Origin of the sequence: uncultured Sulfitobacter sp. (genome assembly GCF_947502895.1) — a bacterium.
Lineage (GTDB): Bacteria > Pseudomonadota > Alphaproteobacteria > Rhodobacterales > Rhodobacteraceae > Sulfitobacter.
The window spans coordinates 873,969-889,652 of the sequence record NZ_CANNBM010000001.1 but is presented as its reverse complement, the minus strand read 5'-3'; the positions used below and the strand labels follow the sequence as shown (position 1 = coordinate 889,652).

21 protein-coding genes are annotated in these 15,684 nt (G+C 56.6%); 14 read left to right on the top strand and 7 right to left on the bottom strand.

Annotation, left to right across the window (positions count from 1 at the left end; translation table 11 throughout):
• The first annotated feature begins 1 nt into the window (after position 1).
• A complete protein-coding gene (locus Q0903_RS04575) occupies positions 2 to 862 on the top strand; it encodes a D-amino-acid transaminase (RefSeq protein ID WP_299413236.1) in 861 nt (286 codons plus the stop codon).
• A gap of 13 nt (positions 863 to 875) precedes the next feature.
• On the opposite strand, the gene Q0903_RS04570 is transcribed toward Q0903_RS04575, so the two are convergent.
• The gene (locus Q0903_RS04570) at positions 876 to 1,607 is read right to left on the bottom strand and encodes a Crp/Fnr family transcriptional regulator (RefSeq protein ID WP_299025715.1); all 732 of its coding nucleotides are present in this window, start codon (positions 1,605 to 1,607) and stop codon (positions 876 to 878) included.
• A gap of 66 nt (positions 1,608 to 1,673) precedes the next feature.
• On the opposite strand from Q0903_RS04570, the gene Q0903_RS04565 reads away from it, so the two are divergent.
• A complete protein-coding gene (locus Q0903_RS04565) occupies positions 1,674 to 2,090 on the top strand; it encodes a hypothetical protein (RefSeq protein ID WP_299413233.1) in 417 nt (138 codons plus the stop codon).
• A 42-nt stretch (positions 2,091 to 2,132) separates the two neighbouring features.
• Here the strand turns inward: Q0903_RS04565 and Q0903_RS04560 are convergent, their stop codons facing one another.
• Complete coding sequence (locus Q0903_RS04560; protein WP_299413230.1) at positions 2,133 to 2,447, bottom strand: DUF1244 domain-containing protein; 315 nt, start codon at positions 2,445 to 2,447, stop codon at positions 2,133 to 2,135.
• 190 nt (positions 2,448 to 2,637) lie between these two features.
• Here Q0903_RS04560 and pyk point away from each other — a divergent pair, with 190 nt between their 5' ends.
• The 5 genes from pyk to Q0903_RS04535 all read left to right on the top strand — a co-directional run bounded on the left by pyk (position 2,638) and on the right by Q0903_RS04535 (position 6,290).
• A complete protein-coding gene (pyk, locus tag Q0903_RS04555; protein WP_299025706.1) occupies positions 2,638 to 4,083 on the top strand; it encodes a pyruvate kinase in 1,446 nt (481 codons plus the stop codon).
• 32 nt (positions 4,084 to 4,115) lie between these two features.
• A complete protein-coding gene (locus Q0903_RS04550) occupies positions 4,116 to 4,340 on the top strand; it encodes a hypothetical protein (protein WP_299025703.1) in 225 nt (74 codons plus the stop codon).
• Positions 4,341 to 4,470: 130 nt separating this feature from the next.
• On the top strand, positions 4,471 to 4,671 hold the full coding sequence (gene rpmI, locus Q0903_RS04545) for a 50S ribosomal protein L35 (RefSeq protein ID WP_025059312.1): 201 nt from the start codon (positions 4,471 to 4,473) through the stop codon (positions 4,669 to 4,671).
• 11 nt (positions 4,672 to 4,682) lie between these two features.
• Positions 4,683 to 5,048 carry a 50S ribosomal protein L20 gene (gene rplT / locus Q0903_RS04540; RefSeq protein WP_299025693.1) on the top strand — a complete coding sequence of 122 codons (366 nt, stop codon included), beginning with the start codon at positions 4,683 to 4,685 and terminating at the stop codon, positions 5,046 to 5,048.
• A 162-nt stretch (positions 5,049 to 5,210) separates the two neighbouring features.
• The gene (locus Q0903_RS04535; RefSeq protein WP_299413226.1) at positions 5,211 to 6,290 is read left to right on the top strand and encodes a Hint domain-containing protein; all 1,080 of its coding nucleotides are present in this window, start codon (positions 5,211 to 5,213) and stop codon (positions 6,288 to 6,290) included.
• On the opposite strand, the gene Q0903_RS04530 is transcribed toward Q0903_RS04535, so the two are convergent.
• The gene (locus Q0903_RS04530; RefSeq protein WP_299413224.1) at positions 6,287 to 6,700 is read right to left on the bottom strand and encodes a GFA family protein; all 414 of its coding nucleotides are present in this window, start codon (positions 6,698 to 6,700) and stop codon (positions 6,287 to 6,289) included. The genes Q0903_RS04535 and Q0903_RS04530 overlap by 4 nt on opposite strands.
• A gap of 176 nt (positions 6,701 to 6,876) precedes the next feature.
• Here Q0903_RS04530 and Q0903_RS04525 point away from each other — a divergent pair, with 176 nt between their 5' ends.
• Positions 6,877 to 7,290, top strand: a complete 414-nt coding sequence (locus Q0903_RS04525; protein WP_299413222.1) for a BLUF domain-containing protein — start codon at positions 6,877 to 6,879, stop codon at positions 7,288 to 7,290.
• A gap of 6 nt (positions 7,291 to 7,296) precedes the next feature.
• Here the strand turns inward: Q0903_RS04525 and Q0903_RS04520 are convergent, their stop codons facing one another.
• Genes Q0903_RS04520 through Q0903_RS04510 form a run of 3 tightly spaced genes read right to left on the bottom strand, consistent with a single transcriptional unit; the run spans position 7,297 to position 8,702 of the window.
• On the bottom strand, positions 7,297 to 7,530 hold the full coding sequence (locus tag Q0903_RS04520; RefSeq protein WP_299025682.1) for a hypothetical protein: 234 nt from the start codon (positions 7,528 to 7,530) through the stop codon (positions 7,297 to 7,299).
• Positions 7,527 to 8,465, bottom strand: coding sequence for an OmpA family protein (locus Q0903_RS04515; RefSeq protein ID WP_299413219.1), 939 nt, complete (start codon positions 8,463 to 8,465; stop codon positions 7,527 to 7,529). Before Q0903_RS04515 ends, Q0903_RS04520 begins: the two co-directional genes overlap by 4 nt.
• 39 nt (positions 8,466 to 8,504) lie before the next feature.
• Complete coding sequence (locus tag Q0903_RS04510) at positions 8,505 to 8,702, bottom strand: hypothetical protein (protein ID WP_299413217.1); 198 nt, start codon at positions 8,700 to 8,702, stop codon at positions 8,505 to 8,507.
• Between the two features lie 261 nt (positions 8,703 to 8,963).
• On the opposite strand from Q0903_RS04510, the gene pheS reads away from it, so the two are divergent.
• The 6 genes from pheS to Q0903_RS04480 all read left to right on the top strand — a co-directional run bounded on the left by pheS (position 8,964) and on the right by Q0903_RS04480 (position 15,047).
• On the top strand, positions 8,964 to 10,037 hold the full coding sequence (pheS, locus tag Q0903_RS04505) for a phenylalanine--tRNA ligase subunit alpha (RefSeq protein WP_299027685.1): 1,074 nt from the start codon (positions 8,964 to 8,966) through the stop codon (positions 10,035 to 10,037).
• Positions 10,034 to 10,606 (top strand): hypothetical protein, encoded by a 573-nt coding sequence (locus Q0903_RS04500; protein WP_299413215.1) that lies wholly within the window; start codon positions 10,034 to 10,036, stop codon positions 10,604 to 10,606. Before pheS ends, Q0903_RS04500 begins: the two co-directional genes overlap by 4 nt.
• 224 nt (positions 10,607 to 10,830) lie before the next feature.
• A complete protein-coding gene (locus tag Q0903_RS04495) occupies positions 10,831 to 11,625 on the top strand; it encodes a polyhydroxybutyrate depolymerase (RefSeq protein WP_299413213.1) in 795 nt (264 codons plus the stop codon).
• A gap of 66 nt (positions 11,626 to 11,691) precedes the next feature.
• Positions 11,692 to 14,091, top strand: a complete 2,400-nt coding sequence (pheT, locus tag Q0903_RS04490; protein ID WP_299413210.1) for a phenylalanine--tRNA ligase subunit beta — start codon at positions 11,692 to 11,694, stop codon at positions 14,089 to 14,091.
• Positions 14,092 to 14,181: 90 nt separating this feature from the next.
• Positions 14,182 to 14,625, top strand: coding sequence for a YtoQ family protein (locus Q0903_RS04485; protein WP_299413207.1), 444 nt, complete (start codon positions 14,182 to 14,184; stop codon positions 14,623 to 14,625).
• On the top strand, positions 14,625 to 15,047 hold the full coding sequence (locus Q0903_RS04480) for a hypothetical protein (RefSeq protein ID WP_299413203.1): 423 nt from the start codon (positions 14,625 to 14,627) through the stop codon (positions 15,045 to 15,047). The genes Q0903_RS04485 and Q0903_RS04480 overlap by 1 nt, the downstream gene beginning before the upstream one ends.
• On the opposite strand, the gene Q0903_RS04475 is transcribed toward Q0903_RS04480, so the two are convergent.
• Complete coding sequence (locus Q0903_RS04475; protein ID WP_299413201.1) at positions 15,044 to 15,664, bottom strand: LysE family translocator; 621 nt, start codon at positions 15,662 to 15,664, stop codon at positions 15,044 to 15,046. The genes Q0903_RS04480 and Q0903_RS04475 overlap by 4 nt on opposite strands.
• Positions 15,665 to 15,684: the final 20 nt, after the last annotated feature.

Genomic DNA, 15,684 nt, shown 5'->3' with positions numbered 1-15,684 from the left:
CATGCGGACAGTTTATGTGAACGGCGAATACCTGCCCGAGAATGAAGCGACTGTTTCGATCTTTGATCGCGGTTTTTTGATGGCGGACGGTGTCTATGAAGTAACTTCTGTGCTGGATGGTAAGCTGATTGATTTTGACGGCCATGCCGTTCGGCTGAACCGATCGCTGGGGGAGCTGGATATGCGCAACCCGATCAGCAAGGAAGATTTGTTGGAGGTTCACCGCGAGTTGGTCCGTGTGAACGGGATTGATGAAGGGCTGATCTATCTCCAGATCACGCGCGGCTCGGACGGGGACCGTGATTTTGCCTTTCCCGATCCCGAAACAACCGAGCCGACGATTGTTTTATTCACACAGAACAAGCCCGGATTGGCGGACAGCCCTGCAGCCAAGCGCGGCGCAAAGATTATCAGTATCGAGGACATCCGCTGGGGCCGCCGTGACATCAAAACAGTGCAACTGTTGTACCCGTCTATGGGTAAAATGATGGCAAAGAAGGCGGGCTGTGACGATGCGTGGATGATTGAGGACGGATACGTCACAGAAGGCACGAGCAACAACGCCTATATCGTGAAGGGCAACAAGATCATCACGCGGCATCTGGGCAACGAGATTTTGCACGGGATCACCCGCGCGGCCGTGCTGCGTTTTGCGCGTGAGGCGCAGATGGAGGTCGAGGAGCGGTCGTTTACCATTGATGAGGCTAAGGAGGCGGATGAGGCATTTACAACATCTGCCAGTGCGTTTGTGATGCCTGTGGTCGAGATTGACGGCGTCGCGTTAGGCGAGGGGGTGCCGGGCAGTGTAGCGCTGCGCCTGCGCGAGATTTATCTGGACGAGATGCGCAAGGTGGCAGTTTAAGGCCTGCCCCTGATCAAATCAGAGGACGCGTCATAGGTTCACGGTCAACGTCGAGTTGGGCCATTTCGCACATTGCTTTGTAGTCTAGTATGTTAAGGGATCCCTTGCGCCATTCGGCGATGCCTTTTTCGCGCATGATTTTGAGCGTTTTATTGGTATGTACCAGCGAAAGACCCAGCGAATCCGCGAGGTCCTGTTGGCGGTAGGGCAGGGGCATTTCGGCCCCTTGCAGCATCCCCAGAGCGGCGGCGCGGTCAAACAGGCGAACAAAGGCCCGTGCGATCCGCGCTAGGCCGTCCAAGTGGCCGATAATAGCAAGGCTTTCGCCTAAAATATGCTCTTCTACCGCTGCGATCCAAGTCAGGTCAAAGGCGCGCTCGGGGTGGTCACGAAACATCGTCCAAAGCATTTTCCGGTCAAATACACAGAGCTTCATTTCGGTTGTCGCTTCGACAGAGTGCTGCATCTCTTTCATCACGCCAGCCTGTAGCCCGATGAAATCACCGGGCAGGACAAAATTGATGACGGTTCGGTCTCCGGTTTCGAGTGTCTTGTAACGTAGGCCCATCCCTTCAAGCACAGTATAAAGCTGGGGGCTGTTTGATCCTTCCATCATCAGGGTGGTCTGGGGCTCGACCTCAAGTTCTCCGGCCTTGAATTTCTGCATGAATCCTATCTCGCGTTCATCCAGCGGATCAAAGATCGACAGTGTTCTGAGAGGGCAGTTCACGCATTTCGTCGTCACAAGTAATTCCTCCGTGCTATGTCGTAGTTTAATGCGGCAGAGCGGGATATGTTCCAGACAGCACGAATGAATACACCAGAATCACGGTCAGACGCCGAAGATAGTTTGTTATCACCCGCTGCGCAGAGCGTCCCTGTTTTCCTTGTACAGGACACGGATGCGTTTATCGCGGAAGATATTTTAGGGTCACTCAAAGCAACCGGACCTTGCCGCGTGATTGATGTGCGGCATCCTCAAGATATCGCAACGGCTCTTGCCAGAGAGCCGCGCCTTACTGCTGCATTTCTGGAAATGGACTTTGGCAATGTAATGCTGCTGGACGGGGCGCAAACCTTGCTCAAGCATGGTGCGCATATCGTTCTGACCAAAGATCAGCAGGACGACGATCCTGTGCATAGTGCAGGTTGGAGCCTTTTGAATCGACCTTTCACCGAGCAGATGATCCACCGAATATTGGTCAACAACGGTCTGTTCAGCGGATAGCAGGCTACTTAATTGTGGCGCTGTGGCGCGGTGCGGTAACCGCTATTCCTTCACATTTTGTGCAAAGGAGGTTTTGAACGCATCTTTTTGTGCATCATTGGCGTCGGTTTGATAATTGGCTTTCCAGTCGTCCATGCTCATCCCGTAAAACAGCTCACGAGCTTCCATTTTGCCGATTTCGATGCCGCGCTCTGCGGCGGCTTCTTGGTACCAGCGGGACAGGCAGTTGCGGCAAAATCCGGTGAGGTTCATCATGTCGATGTTTTGGACATCGGTGCGGTCTTCCATCAGGTGCTTTTGCAAGCGGCGGAAGGCAGCAGCCTGAAGTTCGATCTCGGTCTGGGTGGGCGCAGTCATAGGTGGCTCCTTTGCGGTTCTGGTTGAAGATGGCGACGGGGGCGCGGGCGTCAAGGTGCAAGCTAGTGCCGCTTGTCACAAGATTGAAACTGTTTTCGGCTTTTAGTGGGGGCGGTCAAACGATATGGCTAGGAAAACGAGGGTATGTGTGCGCTAACATCACCCTGATATGGTCAAGAGGAGCGATATTATGAGACGCCAACGCAATGTTAAAATTCTGGCAACGCTGGGGCCTGCCTCTGACACCGTTGAGATGATCGGCCAGCTGCACAAAGCGGGCGCGGATGTGTTTCGCCTCAATATGAGCCATGGCAGCCATGACGAAATTCGCGCCAAGCATGCGATGATCCGCGAGGTCGAGGCGCAGACAGGTTCGACCATCGGGATACTGGCCGACTTGCAAGGCCCCAAGCTGCGGGTTGGTGTCTTTTCTGGTGACAGTGAAGAGCTGGTGGTGGGCGCGTCCTTCCGTCTGGATCTGGACCCCGCCGAAGGGGATGCCAGCCGTGTGTGCCTGCCACACCCCGAGATTTTCGCCGTGCTGGAAGAGGGCGCATCGCTGTTGGTGAACGATGGCAAGATCAGACTGCGCGTGCAAACTTGTGGCGCGGATTTTGCTGACTGTGAAGTTGTGACCGGCGGGACGATTTCGAACCGCAAGGGCGTGAACGTGCCGGATGTCGTGCTGCCGCTGGCGGCACTGAGCGATAAGGATCGCGCTGATCTGGAGTTTGTTTGCGAGTTGGGCGTCGACTGGCTGGCGCTGAGTTTTGTGCAGCGGCCGGAGGATGTGGACGAGGCGCGTGCGCTGGCCAAAGGGCGCGCGGCGATTCTGTCAAAGATCGAAAAGCCATCGGCGGTCGAGCGGTTTGACGACATTCTGGCCGTGAGCGACGGCATCATGGTTGCGCGTGGCGATCTGGGTGTCGAATTGCCCGTATCTGCCGTGCCGCCGATCCAGAAACGGCTGGTGCGACGTTGCCGCGCTGTCGGTAAGCCTGTGATCGTCGCAACCCAGATGTTGGAGAGCATGATCGAGAGCCCGATGCCGACCCGTGCCGAGGTGTCTGACGTGGCGACGGCGATCTATGAGGGTGCGGACGCGGTGATGTTGTCGGCAGAATCAGCTGCGGGCAGCTATCCCGTCGAGGCGGTTACCACGATGGACAATGTCGCGATGGAGGTCGAAAAAGACCCGACCTATACCCAGATTATCGAGAGCAGCCGCACCGCAACGCGATCCGGCATTGCGGATGCAATCGTTGCCGCTGCGCGCGAGATTGCGGAGACAACGGACGTAAAGGCGATCTGTTGTTTCACCCAATCGGGCACCACGGCGCTGCTGATTGCGCGGGAGCGTCCGCGTGTGCCAATCATCGCACTTACCCCCCTGAAGCGCACTGCGCGGCGGCTGGCGCTGAGCTGGGGAGTGAACTGTGTGCTGACAGAAGAGCTGGACCGTTTCAAGAAAGCGGTGGTCAGCGCGGCCCGTGCGGCGCGTGAAGAAGGCTTTGCGACAGAGGCGGATTTTGTGGTGGTGACAGCAGGTGTGCCGTTCAACGTACCCGGTAGCACCAATATCTTGCGTGTGGCCCCATGTGATGAGCGTTTGATTTTCGCGGCTGATCCAGAGTAACGTCTGGTTAACGTGAAGTCAGGAGATCATGCATGGACACGGATTTAGCGCTCGTTTTGGGTATTATCATTGCGGCATTGTCGGTTCCGTCAATCTTGTCAGCATTGTCGGACAAACGTGCGCCGCGGGCATCGGCGATTACGATTCTGATCGCGGGCGGCCTGATTGTTTTTGCTATTCAGGGAAAGCCGGGCGGCTATAACCTGCAAGAGATACCTGACGTGTTTGTAAACGTCATTGCCCGCTACATGCCCTAAGCGGCACGGGCCTGCTTATCCCCTATTGCGTTAGGGCGCGGAGCGTCCTATAGGCAGCATTCATTCCTGCGCGGCCGGCTCAAGTGGCATGCCGAGTGCGCGCTTCAACTGTAGACGACAGGAGACAGAAATGCCCAAGATGAAGACGAAGTCGAGCGCGAAGAAGCGCTTTAAGATCTCGGCGACCGGAAAGGTCATCGGTAGCCAGGCTGGGAAACAGCACGGCATGATCAAGCGGAGCAAGAAATTCATCCGTAACGCACGCGGCACGACAGCATTGTCCGAGCCGGATGCAAAGATCATCAAGGGCTTCATGCCCTACGACCGCTAAGGAGAGCCGATATGTCACGTACAAAAGGTGGTACAGTTACCCACGCCCGTCACCGCAAGGTCGTCAAGGCAGCAAAAGGTTATTACGGCCGTCGCAAGAATACCTTTAAGGTCGCGCGTCAGGCAGTAGACAAAGCCAATCAATACGCAACCCGTGACCGCAAGGTACGCAAGCGGAACTTCCGCGCATTGTGGATCCAGCGGATCAACGCGGCCGTTCGCATGCATGACGAGGCGCTGACATACTCGCGCTTTATCAATGGTCTGAACCTTGCCGGTATCGAAGTTGACCGCAAAGTTCTGGCTGATCTGGCCGTGAACGAGCCCGAAGCATTCGCTGCGATTGTTAAGCAGGCACAGGCGTCTTTGGCCGCCTAAGCTGCACTGCACGACACAAGATTTTGAAAGCCGCTCCTGTTTTGGGGCGGCTTTTTTCATGCGGTGTCGGCGCATCCGTCCTGCCTCAATTCACCTTTGATTAACCATAATCCTGCCCTGCACGCTGTTTATTTCTCTCTCTGACCGAAAGAGGGACCTGTCATGGCACGTATAAGTGAACTGCATTATTCAAACGCGCTGGCCACAAATTCCGGTGTGTCAGAGTTTTTGGAAGTGGCTTTGGGGCCGTTGGATGATCCGGCGGATTTTACCGTCTCTTTCTATCAGGATACGGGCGTATTGGGGTTTGAAATCACGCTGGATGATCCGCGTATCACCGTGACGACAGATCCTGACAACGGCGAGGTGATCTATGTCCTTTCTGCCGATAACCTGCCGATTTTGCTGACAGACCCTGATGGTGGCGGCGCGACTAATTTCGAGGCTTACGCCCTGACCGAAACCGGCACTACACCAGCGCAGGTTATTGATTTTTACGATATTGGCGGCGGAACGCAAAATATTACCGCGTTGTCAGGTGCGGCTGCGGGGGCTGTTTCGGATAACGTACAGCCGCCTACGGGGCCTCAAACGGCGACGACCACGATTCAGTGGAATCAGCCCAATCCGGATACCATTGTGTTCGAGACGATTTCGGCTGGAGATACGGGGGTTGCGTGTTTCACAACAGGGACGATGATTGACACACCAGACGGCCCGCGCCTGATTGAAAGCCTTCAAAAAGGCGATCTGGTAGAAACACTGGACCATGGTCCACAGCCCGTGCGCTGGATCGGGATGCGCACTGTTGCGGGCGTTGGTGATCTGGCGCCTATCAAAATAGCTGCGGGAACCCTAGGCGCCCTGCAAGATACGCTTGTCTCGCCCCGTCATCGCATTTTGGTCAGTGGGTGGCGCGCTGAATTGCTCTTTGGTGCTGATGAGGTGCTGATTGCCGCCAAGGATTTGGTGAACGACCAGACAGTCCGGCCTGCGTCTTGTGCGCGGGTTACTTATATTCACCTGCTGTTTGACGATCACCAGATCGTCGAAACCCAAGGCATGCTGAGCGAGAGCTTTTTGCCGGGGGGATATATTGTTGATGCGACGGCATCACAGACCCGAGAAGAGTTGTTGAACCTGTTTCCGGACCTTAGATCGGGCACAGAGGGGTATGGCCCTGCTGCGCGCCGTATCTGCACCGGTAAAGAGGCCGAACTGATAATGATCGACGCAATCTAGTCGCGCGGGGGCGGCAGCTTGTCTGCTGTGGGCAGGCCTTCTGCGATCACGTGGAAGGGCTGCTGGTCACAGGTAAAGATTGCCATTTCCGGCCCTGTATAGGCCTTTGGATCATCCAGTGTGCCGACCTTGAGCACGAGCAGAGGGCGACCGGGAAGGCGGGTGAGCAAATGCGTGCCGCAATTGCCGCAAAAATCGCGTGTGCGGGGCGTTTCCAGATCACTGCGACTGAACTGCTGCGGGATGCCTTTGGTGTAGTTGAACGCGTCTTCGGGAATCATCATGAAATAGTTGGGACCGCCGCCCGAGATATACTGGCATTCGCGGCAATGGCATTGCGCCTGCCAAACAGGATCTGCATGCGTTTCATAAGTGATATCGCCACAATAGCATCGGCCCGTCTGTGTCATCCCACTGTGTCCATCTGATTGTATCCGAGGTGGCTCAGGCTAGGGCGTGCGGTGCTGATCTGTCTAGCAGAATTTGTTAGAAAAGGCGTGATAGGGATGATTTCGCAGTTGGGCTTCGTCGTTGCCGCTGATACAGTATACCTACTAAATGATGTAACTTTGGAACGGGTAGCCACATGAACTTGACGCGACTGGTGTATTACAGCCAACGGAACCCGTCAGAGAGCCTTGATATCGAGGCGTTGATTGAGACGTGCCAGCGTAACAATGGCCGCATGAATGTATCGGGCTTGCTGCATTACAACGGCGACCATTTCTTGCAGGTCCTTGAGGGTGGTCGCGTTGAGGTTTCGGCCCTGTATCATCGCATTGCGCGCGACACGCGGCACAGCAATATCATCCTGATGGGCTGCTATGACGTGCGTGAACGGATGTTCCCGCGCTGGTCGATGGGTCTGCACCAAGGCATGGATGCGCAGACGCGCGAAATCTACATGCGTTATTTCGCAACGGACGACGTGAACCCAGAGACGGTCAACGTCGAAAGCCTGCTGGATGTTCTGCAAGACCTCTCGGTTGAACTGACGTAATCTGGACTAGCCTCGCCGCTGGCGGCGCTTTTCCTGCGACAGCCGCGCCTGAGCGCGAATCTGTTCCGCCTCGGCAGTACTGGTGCGGCGACGCATTTTCCTGATTTCAGAAGTGAGCATATCAATTTGCCGCGCTGTGCGTTGCTCGGCCTGATTGCGGGCATAGACGTATCCCACTGTGCCAGCCGCGAGCATTGCCAGCAGAATAATCAAAAACCGAAGCAGCAGCGCAAGGCTCATCCGTTCGTCTCCTCACGGCGCAGAACGCGGAAATCAACGCGGCGGTTTTCAGGCGCATCGGATAGGACGTTTGGGTCAAATGGCACGCGGGTGCCAAAGCCGATGGCCTCAAGCTGGTCCTCGGTGGCGCCCATCGCCACCAGCCGCGACATGGTTGCTTCCGCGCGCTGCCAGCTCATCTGGAAATTCGCAATTTCGGGCCCTGTACTGTCGGAGTGGCCTGCAACCATCAGGCGCGCATCGGGGCAGTTGTTGAGCCCCTCGACCACGTTGCCCAGAACAGGCGCGTCTTCGTCTGGCAAGCGTGCGCTGGCCAGATTGAAGGGCAGGGTGACGCCGCGCACGAGGCTGGCCAGTTCGGTTACGCAGTCGGCTTCAATTGTGGCGGTGGCCGAGGTCTCGACCGGTTCAGCAACCGCTTCCTGTGCAATTTCCTGAACGGCGGCAGAGGTCAATGCGTCAAGCGTAGAGGACACACCCCCTGTTGCGCGCGTGACGGTTTCGGTCTGGTAAAACAGATCTGTGTTGGCGGCCTGAGCGGCCTCTTGCACCGCAAGGCTCTGGGACAGGCGGCTCTGTTGTAGCGCACGCAGTGTTGTTTCGCCCAACTGCTCGTCTGACTGCTGGGTCTTCGCCACGTTTACGGCGACGAATTCTGGTGCAGCGGCAGGTGCAATGACGGGGGCGGCAGCCAGTACTGGAACGGGGGACGAGGGCTGCGCATTTGTCGCTGTTTGCAAAGCCTGATCAACCTGACGGGTCATATCAAAGCCAACGGCAATTATACCGCCTACCAAAACCAGTCCGACCACCGCACTGGCGACAATGGCCTTGCCGGGTCCGCGTTTGTTGCGCGACAGACGCTCTGCATTGGCGAGAGAGAATCCCGCTGCCCTCAGGCGTTGCATTTCAGCCGTTTTCGATTTTTCAAACATCTAGTGTCTCCGACGTAATTCTCTTTGGCACAACATGCTCTACGGGTAAAAAGTAACGTAAGTTCCAGTCTCGCCATGCTCGATAGACAGCTGGATGCGCAGCAATGATGCGGTTTCGCGGATCATTGCTTCGTTATCGGCAAGCGACAGGCCTGCATTTTCATCGGTCAATGAGACGGTCAGCCCCAACTCCCGCACTGTGTGCTGAAGGACGCTTTTGAGACGATGTGAATACATCACAGGCTGCATGTCTGCTCCGATTGACCAAAGGTGCCGCTGGGGCATTTCTATACTGTACTACTCAATATTGTAGGGGGCCACCCTTGATCCCACTAGTTATGGAGAGTTTTTTATTTTTTTTGCGGCCCGCCCGACGGGCCGCGGGGCTGGACGCATTTTCTTCGTCTTGATGGCGCGGATATGTCTGTGCGGCTGGACGGGTTGCGTTTGGCGGCGGTTCTGGTAGCAGGTTTGCAACTTCTGAAGGACGCGCATGATATGGACGATCTCAAGCAAAAATACCTGAGCCAGATTGCAAATGCAGCCGATGAGGCCGGATTGGAAGACATCCGTCTGGCCGCTGTGGGCAAGAAGGGCGAAGTCGCGCTCAAGATGCGCGAACTGGGCAAGATGACACCCGAGGAACGTCAGGTGGCAGGCCCTTCGCTGAACGCTTTGAAGGACGAGATCAACTCGGCGTTGGCAGCGAAGAAGGCGGCGCTGGGCGATGCCGCGCTGGACGAGCGTTTGCGCAGTGAGTGGCTGGATGTGACGCTGCCCTCACGCGTGCGGCCTGCGGGGACGTTGCACCCTGTGTCTCAGGTCACCGAAGAGCTGACAGCGATCTTTGCCGAGATGGGGTTTTCCGTGGCTGAGGGGCCGCGCATTGATACCGATTGGTACAACTTCGATGCGCTTAACATCCCCGGCCATCACCCCGCGCGCGCCGAGATGGACACGTTTTACATGGCGCGGGCCGAGGGGGACGCGCGCCCGCCGCACGTCCTGCGCACGCACACCAGCCCCGTGCAAATCCGCACGATGGAGGCCGAAGGAGCGCCATTGCGCATCATCTGTCCCGGTGGTGTGTATCGTGCCGATTACGACCAGACCCATACGCCGATGTTCCATCAGGTCGAAGGGCTGGCGATCGACAAGGATATCTCGATGGCAAACCTCAAATGGGTGCTGGAGGAGTTCTTTGCCGCGTTCTTCGAGATTGACGGCATCAAGACCCGCTTTCGCGCCTCGCACTTCCCGTTCACCGAGCCATCGGCAGAGGTGGATATCCAATGCTCATGGGTCGACGGGCAGCTGCGCATCGGTGAGGGCGATGGTTGGATGGAAGTTCTGGGTTCCGGCATGGTCCACCCCAAAGTGCTGCACGCTGGCGGGATTGATCCCGACATCTGGCAGGGCTTTGCCTTTGGCATGGGGATCGACCGTATTGCGATGTTGAAATACGGGATACCCGATTTGCGCGCGTTCTTTGATTCAGATCTGCGTTGGCTGCGGCACTATGGGTTCGCGAGCTTGGATCAGCCGAATTTGCATGGTGGGTTGAGTAGGTGAGTGGACTGCTAGCCGAACTGTGGGGTATTATTGAGCCGGTTCATCAGTTTCTCAGTGCTGTCGCAATATCTCTTGTAACTGCTCTACTTGTTGCAATGTTTCAGCCACGCGTCAAAATTACGTGGGGCTCAACAAACATGAGTTTTCACAAGTTCAAACTTGACCCAGAGAATGAGCCAATAGTTATTTCGACTGAAAAGTTATTTATTCAGAACACTGGACGGAAAGCGGCGGCTGGCATTGAACTGATACTCAATGATATACCAAGCAGCTACACTATTTGGTCTCCTCGAGAGCATACTTCAAAAGCGCTAGAAAAAGGTGGTTTTTCTATCCTGATTCCGACTCTTGCTCCGAGGGAACTCCTAATTGTAGATCTGATAGATATTGACCGCCGAAATCTGCAACTGATAGCGGTAAACTGTCCCGATACCTTGACGAAACAAGTAAGATTTTTAGCGCAGCGACAGTTTGGAACACCCGTAAATGCAGCTGTAGCATATCTAATGTTTGCAGGATTTGTTGGAACAATTTACGTTATTCTAAATCTGCTTTCTGGAGGGCAGTAAAATGAAATTCACTCTCTCTTGACTCAAAGAGCACCTCGACACCACGGCTTCGGTCGATGAGATCACCTATGCCCTGACCGATCTGGGTCTGGATACCAGTTGCCAAGGCTCAATCTAGGGGTGATGGCACTGGAAGCACGCTCAGAGCTTGAGTGGGACTAGGCTACAAACAGACCCACAGTTTTGTGACGTGACACTGCGATCTTTGGGGCTAACCTCGCGCTATGAAACTCGCCCTCTTATTTCTCGCCCTCCTTCTCCTTCCCGCCATCGGGCCTTGGAAATCTGACTGTGGGGGTGACGTGCCTTGTGCGCTGGGCGAGTGGTCTTATCACTTGCTTGCGCCTGACGAGTGGGACGGGGAGGCGGCTTTGCCTGTATTGTTGCATTTCCACGGTTGGGGGCGGCAGGGGGATTTGATCGTCAAGCATTCCCGCATCGCGACCCATACGCGCAACCGTGGTGTGCTGCTGCTGGCCCCCAATGGCTTGGGCCGCACGTGGGATTTTCGGCGCGAAGGCAGTGCCGATGTGGATTTTGCCGCTGCGGTGATCGAGGATGCGGCGGGTATGTATCCGATTGATCGCGACCGCATCTATATCTCGGGGTATTCCTACGGCGCTGCGATGGCGTGGCGCTATGCCTGTGACAATGGTTGGGACGTCGCCGCCTTGCTGGCCATTGGTGGCAGCTTGCCGCAGGACACTGATTGCGCCACTGCGCCACAAAGCGTGCGGCATGTTCACGGGCTGGCTGATACGGTGATGGATTTTCCGTTGGGGCCTGACGGTGATGTGACCTATCCCGTGGCACTATGGCGTGACAGCTTCGGCTGTGGTGACGCGCCCCGTCTTGAGGAATGGCAAGCCGTTGAATGGCTGACGCTGGAACGGCGCACATGGGAATGTGATGGTGGGACAGTCACGCTGGACCTGCACAGTGGCGGGCATTTCATCCCTCACGGTTGGATCGGCTGGCAGTTGGACCAACTGGCAGGGCGCGCACCGCGATATCCGTGAAGGGCGTTGAATATGGGGCCATAAGGCGTTACCCAAACGCCAATCGCCGCCCAAAGGACGCCTGCTATGAAATTCACTCTCTCCTGGCTCAAAGAGCACCTTGATACCACGGCTTCCGTGGACGAGATCACCTATGCCCTGACCGATCTGGGTCTGGAAGTTGAAGGCGTCGAAGACCGCGGTGCCAAGCTGCGCGATTTTACATTGGGTTTCGTGAAATCCGCTGAAAAGCATCCAGATGCGGACCGTTTGCGCGTGTGTCAGGTAGAGACGGACGAGGGCCTGCAGCAGATTATCTGCGGGGCGCCCAACGCGCGCGAGGGGATCACTGTGGTGATCGCCAAGCCCGGTGTTTATGTGCCAGGCATTGATACGACGATTGGTGTGGGCAAAATCCGCGGGATCGAAAGCTTTGGCATGATGGCCTCCGAGCGGGAGCTGGAACTGTCCGAAGAGCATGACGGCATTATCGAGCTGCCCTCGGGCAATGTTGGCGACAGCTTTGTTGATTGGCTGGCCGAAAATGATCCGGCTAAAGTGGACCCTGTGATCGAGATTGCGATCACGCCCAACCGTCCCGACGCACTTGGCGTGCGCGGGATTGCGCGTGATCTGGCCGCGCGCGGGCTGGGCAAGCTGAAAAATCGCGATGTAGCGGCGGTTGAGGGGGCATTCCCCTGTCCCGTAAGCGTCAGCATTGACGAAGACACGCTAGAGTATTGCCCCGTTTTCTATGGCCGTGTTATTCGCGGTGTCAAAAATGGCCCCAGCCCTGCATGGTTACAGGACAAGCTGCGCGCGATTGGCCTGCGGCCCATCAGCTTTTTGGTCGATGTGACGAATTTCTACACTTACGACCGGAACCGCCCGCTGCACGTGTTTGATGCAGACAAGATCGCGGGAAACGCGCTGCGGGTACACCGTGCCAAGGGCGGCGAAACGCTGGTGGCGCTGGATGACAAGGAATACACGTTCCAGCCCGATATGACGCTGATCTCGGATGCGAACGGCGTCGAGAGCATTGCAGGCGTGATGGGGGGGCTGCCCTCTGGCGTGACGGAAGAGACCGTGAATGTATTTGTTGAGGCGGCCTATTTTGATCCGGTGCGCACGGCCTATACGGGCCGCGCGCTCAAGATCAATTCGGACGCGCGGTACCGTTTTGAGCGCGGGATCGACCCTGAGTGGACCCCCTACGGGATCGAACATGCTACGCGCATGATCCTTGATCACGCGGGTGGTGAGGCATCCGAAGTTGTTGTGGCTGGCAAGGTGCCTGACACCAGCCGTGCCTATCGTTTGAACGCAAAGCGTGTGATCTCGCTGGTGGGGATGGATATTCCGGAGGCCGAACAGCGCCAATCGCTGACTGCACTGGGGTTCCGCCTGGAGGGCGACATGGCCCATGTCCCCAGCTGGCGCCCCGATGTGCAGGGCGAGGCCGATCTGGTGGAGGAAGTGGCGCGTATTGCATCACTGACCAAGCTGGAAGGGCGGCCCCTGCCACGTTTGACAAGCGGCGTGCCGCGCCCCGTCATGTCGCCCGCGCAACGGCGCGAAGTGGCCGCACGGCGCACGGCCGCCGCGCTTGGGTATCATGAATGCGTGACCTACAGTTTCATCGACCAACCTTCGGCGGCACTGTTTGGTGGGGGGACCGATACGACGCGTTTGGAAAACCCGATCAGCAATGACATGAGCCATATGCGCCCCGCGCTGTTGCCCGGTTTGTTGCAGGCAGCTGCGCGCAATCAGGCACGCGGCTTTTCCGATATGGCATTGTTCGAAGTGGGGCCTGCGTTTAGCGGCGGTGAACCTGGTGAGCAGCACATGCTGGTGACAGGCCTGTTGGTCGGGCGCACCGGACCCAAGGATGTTTTGGGGGCGTCACGTGATGTGGACTTGTTTGACGTCAAAGCGGACGCCGAAGCGGTATTGGCCGCTATGGGTGCGCCTGCCAAAGTACAAATTTTGCGCGGTGCGTCTGAATGGTGGCACCCTGGTCGCCATGGCATGATCTGTCTTGGTCCGAAAAAGGTGCTGGGCGTTTACGGCGAAGTACATCCGCGTGTATTGGCTGCGATGGATGTGAAGGGGCCTGTGATGGCCTTTACCCTCTGGCCTGCCGAAGTGCCTCTGAAGCGCAAGGCAGGCGCTACGCGGCCTGCGCTGCGGATCAGTGATTTGCAGGCGGTGGAACGTGATTTCGCCTTTGTTGTTGATGAAGAAGTCGAGGCGGCGACGCTGGTGAATGCTGCGATGGGTGCAGACAAAGCCCTGATCGAGGATGTTCGGGTATTTGACGAATTTTTAGGCGGTAGTCTGGGGGAGGGGAAGAAATCACTGGCCCTGACGGTACGGATGCAGCCTGTCGAGAAGACTCTCAAGGATGCGGATATTGAAGCGGTTGGCGCCAAAGTGATCGAGAAAGTAACCAAGGCCACGGGTGGCGTGCTGCGCGGATAAACGCAGGCCGCGCGCGTGTTGTGGGTGCGGGATTGAGTTTAAAGGAAAAATAAAGAAGCGGGGCTGTGCTGGCCTGCCAAGGAGCTACAGATGTTGAAAGTGTATTTGTCGGGTGAGATTCATACCGATTGGCGCGAACAGATTACCGAAGGAGCGGCGGGGCTTGATGTTGTGTTCTCGGGGCCTGTGACAGACCACGCGGCGAGCGATGATTGTGGCGTGGCGATTCTGGGCGCCGAAGCGGATAAATTTTGGCATGACCGCAAAGGGGCGCAGATCAATGCAATCCGCACGCGCAAGGGGATTGCCGATTCGGATGTGGTTGTTGTGCGGTTTGGTGAGCAGTACAAGCAGTGGAATGCGGCTTTTGACGCCGGCTATGCCGCGGCGCTGGGAAAATCGTTGATTATCCTGCACGGGCCGGATCATGCTCATGCGCTGAAAGAGGTGGATGCGGCGGCCCTTGCTGTTGCCTCCGAGCCGTCGCAGGTGGTGGATATTTTGCGCTATGTTTTGACAGCAAAGCTGCCGTAATGCGGTTGGTTGCTTTGGTGATGTGGGTTTTGGTTGCAACAACGACCGTTGCTGCGGCGCAAAGCTACTCCAAGGCAGCACAATATTTGATTGCAAAAGAGATCAGGGCAGGCTGCCCTGCTGGTGGTCGGTTTGCTGCTGCGGGAGCGGTTGAGCGGGACCTGAACGGTGACGGGCGCAAGGATCTGATCCTGTCTCATGACCGTTTGAGCTGTAAGGGTGGCAGCAGCATCAGCAAGTCTTGTGGTATGCAGGTTTGCACTGTGAAAATCTATCTGCGGCAGGGCAAGCTGCTTAGGCAGAAAATGGATTTTCTAGGGGGCGGCGTGACTTTGGGACCGACCAACGTGCCGGTTATTTCAGGCTATGCCCATGGCGGTGATGCTTGGGCGATCCGGTGGAACGGGCGCACATTTCGTTAGGCTGGCTGGCTGGCCCTGATGCCTTTGACGACGAGTAACGCGCCGACGCCGATCAGACCCAGACCGCTCAGCTTGTCTATGTTGATGCGTCCGCTTGCACGCAATACCAAGCGGCGTGCAAGCATCGCGTAGGCCCAAATGCTGGCGGCATCCAGTGTGATAAAGACAGCCCCGTAGATCAAAGACTGTACAATGATAGAGTGTTCGGGCGAGATAAAGCCAGGAAACAGGGCGATGAAGAATACGATTGCCTTGGGGTTAGTGACACAGGCGAAAAAGCCTGCCCAAAAGGCGGTGACACCGCTGTCTTGTGGGGGTACCTCTGGTGATGTTGCGGGTGCTGTGAAGCTTTTCCAGCCCAGATAAATCACGAATAGACCGCCTGCGATTTGCAAAAAAGGCAGTATAAATTCAGCCAGCCCGATCAGCGCCTGAAGGCTTGCGACTGCGATCACGATATGGACAGCCGAGCCTAGGGCATCGCCCGATATCGTGAGTGCTGCTGCGCGGTTGCCATAGCGTACAGCCTGTGCCGAGGCCAATGCACAAGACGGTCCTGGCAAGCCAACAATTAGAGCTGTAGCCGCGATAAAGCTGAAGAAGAGAACTGGATCCATCGTGGGCACCTTGCGTTTAT

Excerpts from the sequence above, each read along its gene's own strand:
- Q0903_RS04525 (WP_299413222.1), top strand. The coding sequence starts at position 6,877 with ATGAACTTGACGCGACTGGTGTATTACAGCCAACGGAACCCGTCAGAG.
- pheT (WP_299413210.1), top strand. The coding sequence starts at position 11,692 with ATGAAATTCACTCTCTCCTGGCTCAAAGAGCACCTTGATACCACGGCT.
- pheS (WP_299027685.1), top strand. The coding sequence starts at position 8,964 with ATGGACGATCTCAAGCAAAAATACCTGAGCCAGATTGCAAATGCAGCC.
- Q0903_RS04480 (WP_299413203.1), top strand. The coding sequence starts at position 14,625 with ATGCGGTTGGTTGCTTTGGTGATGTGGGTTTTGGTTGCAACAACGACC.
- rpmI (WP_025059312.1), top strand. The coding sequence starts at position 4,471 with ATGCCCAAGATGAAGACGAAGTCGAGCGCGAAGAAGCGCTTTAAGATC.
- Q0903_RS04515 (WP_299413219.1), bottom strand. The coding sequence starts at position 8,465 with ATGTTTGAAAAATCGAAAACGGCTGAAATGCAACGCCTGAGGGCAGCG.
- Q0903_RS04520 (WP_299025682.1), bottom strand. The coding sequence starts at position 7,530 with ATGAGCCTTGCGCTGCTGCTTCGGTTTTTGATTATTCTGCTGGCAATG.
- Q0903_RS04485 (WP_299413207.1), top strand. The coding sequence starts at position 14,182 with ATGTTGAAAGTGTATTTGTCGGGTGAGATTCATACCGATTGGCGCGAA.
- Q0903_RS04550 (WP_299025703.1), top strand. The coding sequence starts at position 4,116 with ATGGACACGGATTTAGCGCTCGTTTTGGGTATTATCATTGCGGCATTG.
- Q0903_RS04510 (WP_299413217.1), bottom strand. The coding sequence starts at position 8,702 with ATGTATTCACATCGTCTCAAAAGCGTCCTTCAGCACACAGTGCGGGAG.
- rplT (WP_299025693.1), top strand. The coding sequence starts at position 4,683 with ATGTCACGTACAAAAGGTGGTACAGTTACCCACGCCCGTCACCGCAAG.
- Q0903_RS04530 (WP_299413224.1), bottom strand. The coding sequence starts at position 6,700 with ATGACACAGACGGGCCGATGCTATTGTGGCGATATCACTTATGAAACG.
- pyk (WP_299025706.1), top strand. The coding sequence starts at position 2,638 with ATGAGACGCCAACGCAATGTTAAAATTCTGGCAACGCTGGGGCCTGCC.
- Q0903_RS04560 (WP_299413230.1), bottom strand. The coding sequence starts at position 2,447 with ATGACTGCGCCCACCCAGACCGAGATCGAACTTCAGGCTGCTGCCTTC.
- Q0903_RS04535 (WP_299413226.1), top strand. The coding sequence starts at position 5,211 with ATGGCACGTATAAGTGAACTGCATTATTCAAACGCGCTGGCCACAAAT.
- Q0903_RS04475 (WP_299413201.1), bottom strand. The coding sequence starts at position 15,664 with ATGGATCCAGTTCTCTTCTTCAGCTTTATCGCGGCTACAGCTCTAATT.
- Q0903_RS04565 (WP_299413233.1), top strand. The coding sequence starts at position 1,674 with ATGAATACACCAGAATCACGGTCAGACGCCGAAGATAGTTTGTTATCA.
- Q0903_RS04575 (WP_299413236.1), top strand. The coding sequence starts at position 2 with ATGCGGACAGTTTATGTGAACGGCGAATACCTGCCCGAGAATGAAGCG.
- Q0903_RS04495 (WP_299413213.1), top strand. The coding sequence starts at position 10,831 with ATGAAACTCGCCCTCTTATTTCTCGCCCTCCTTCTCCTTCCCGCCATC.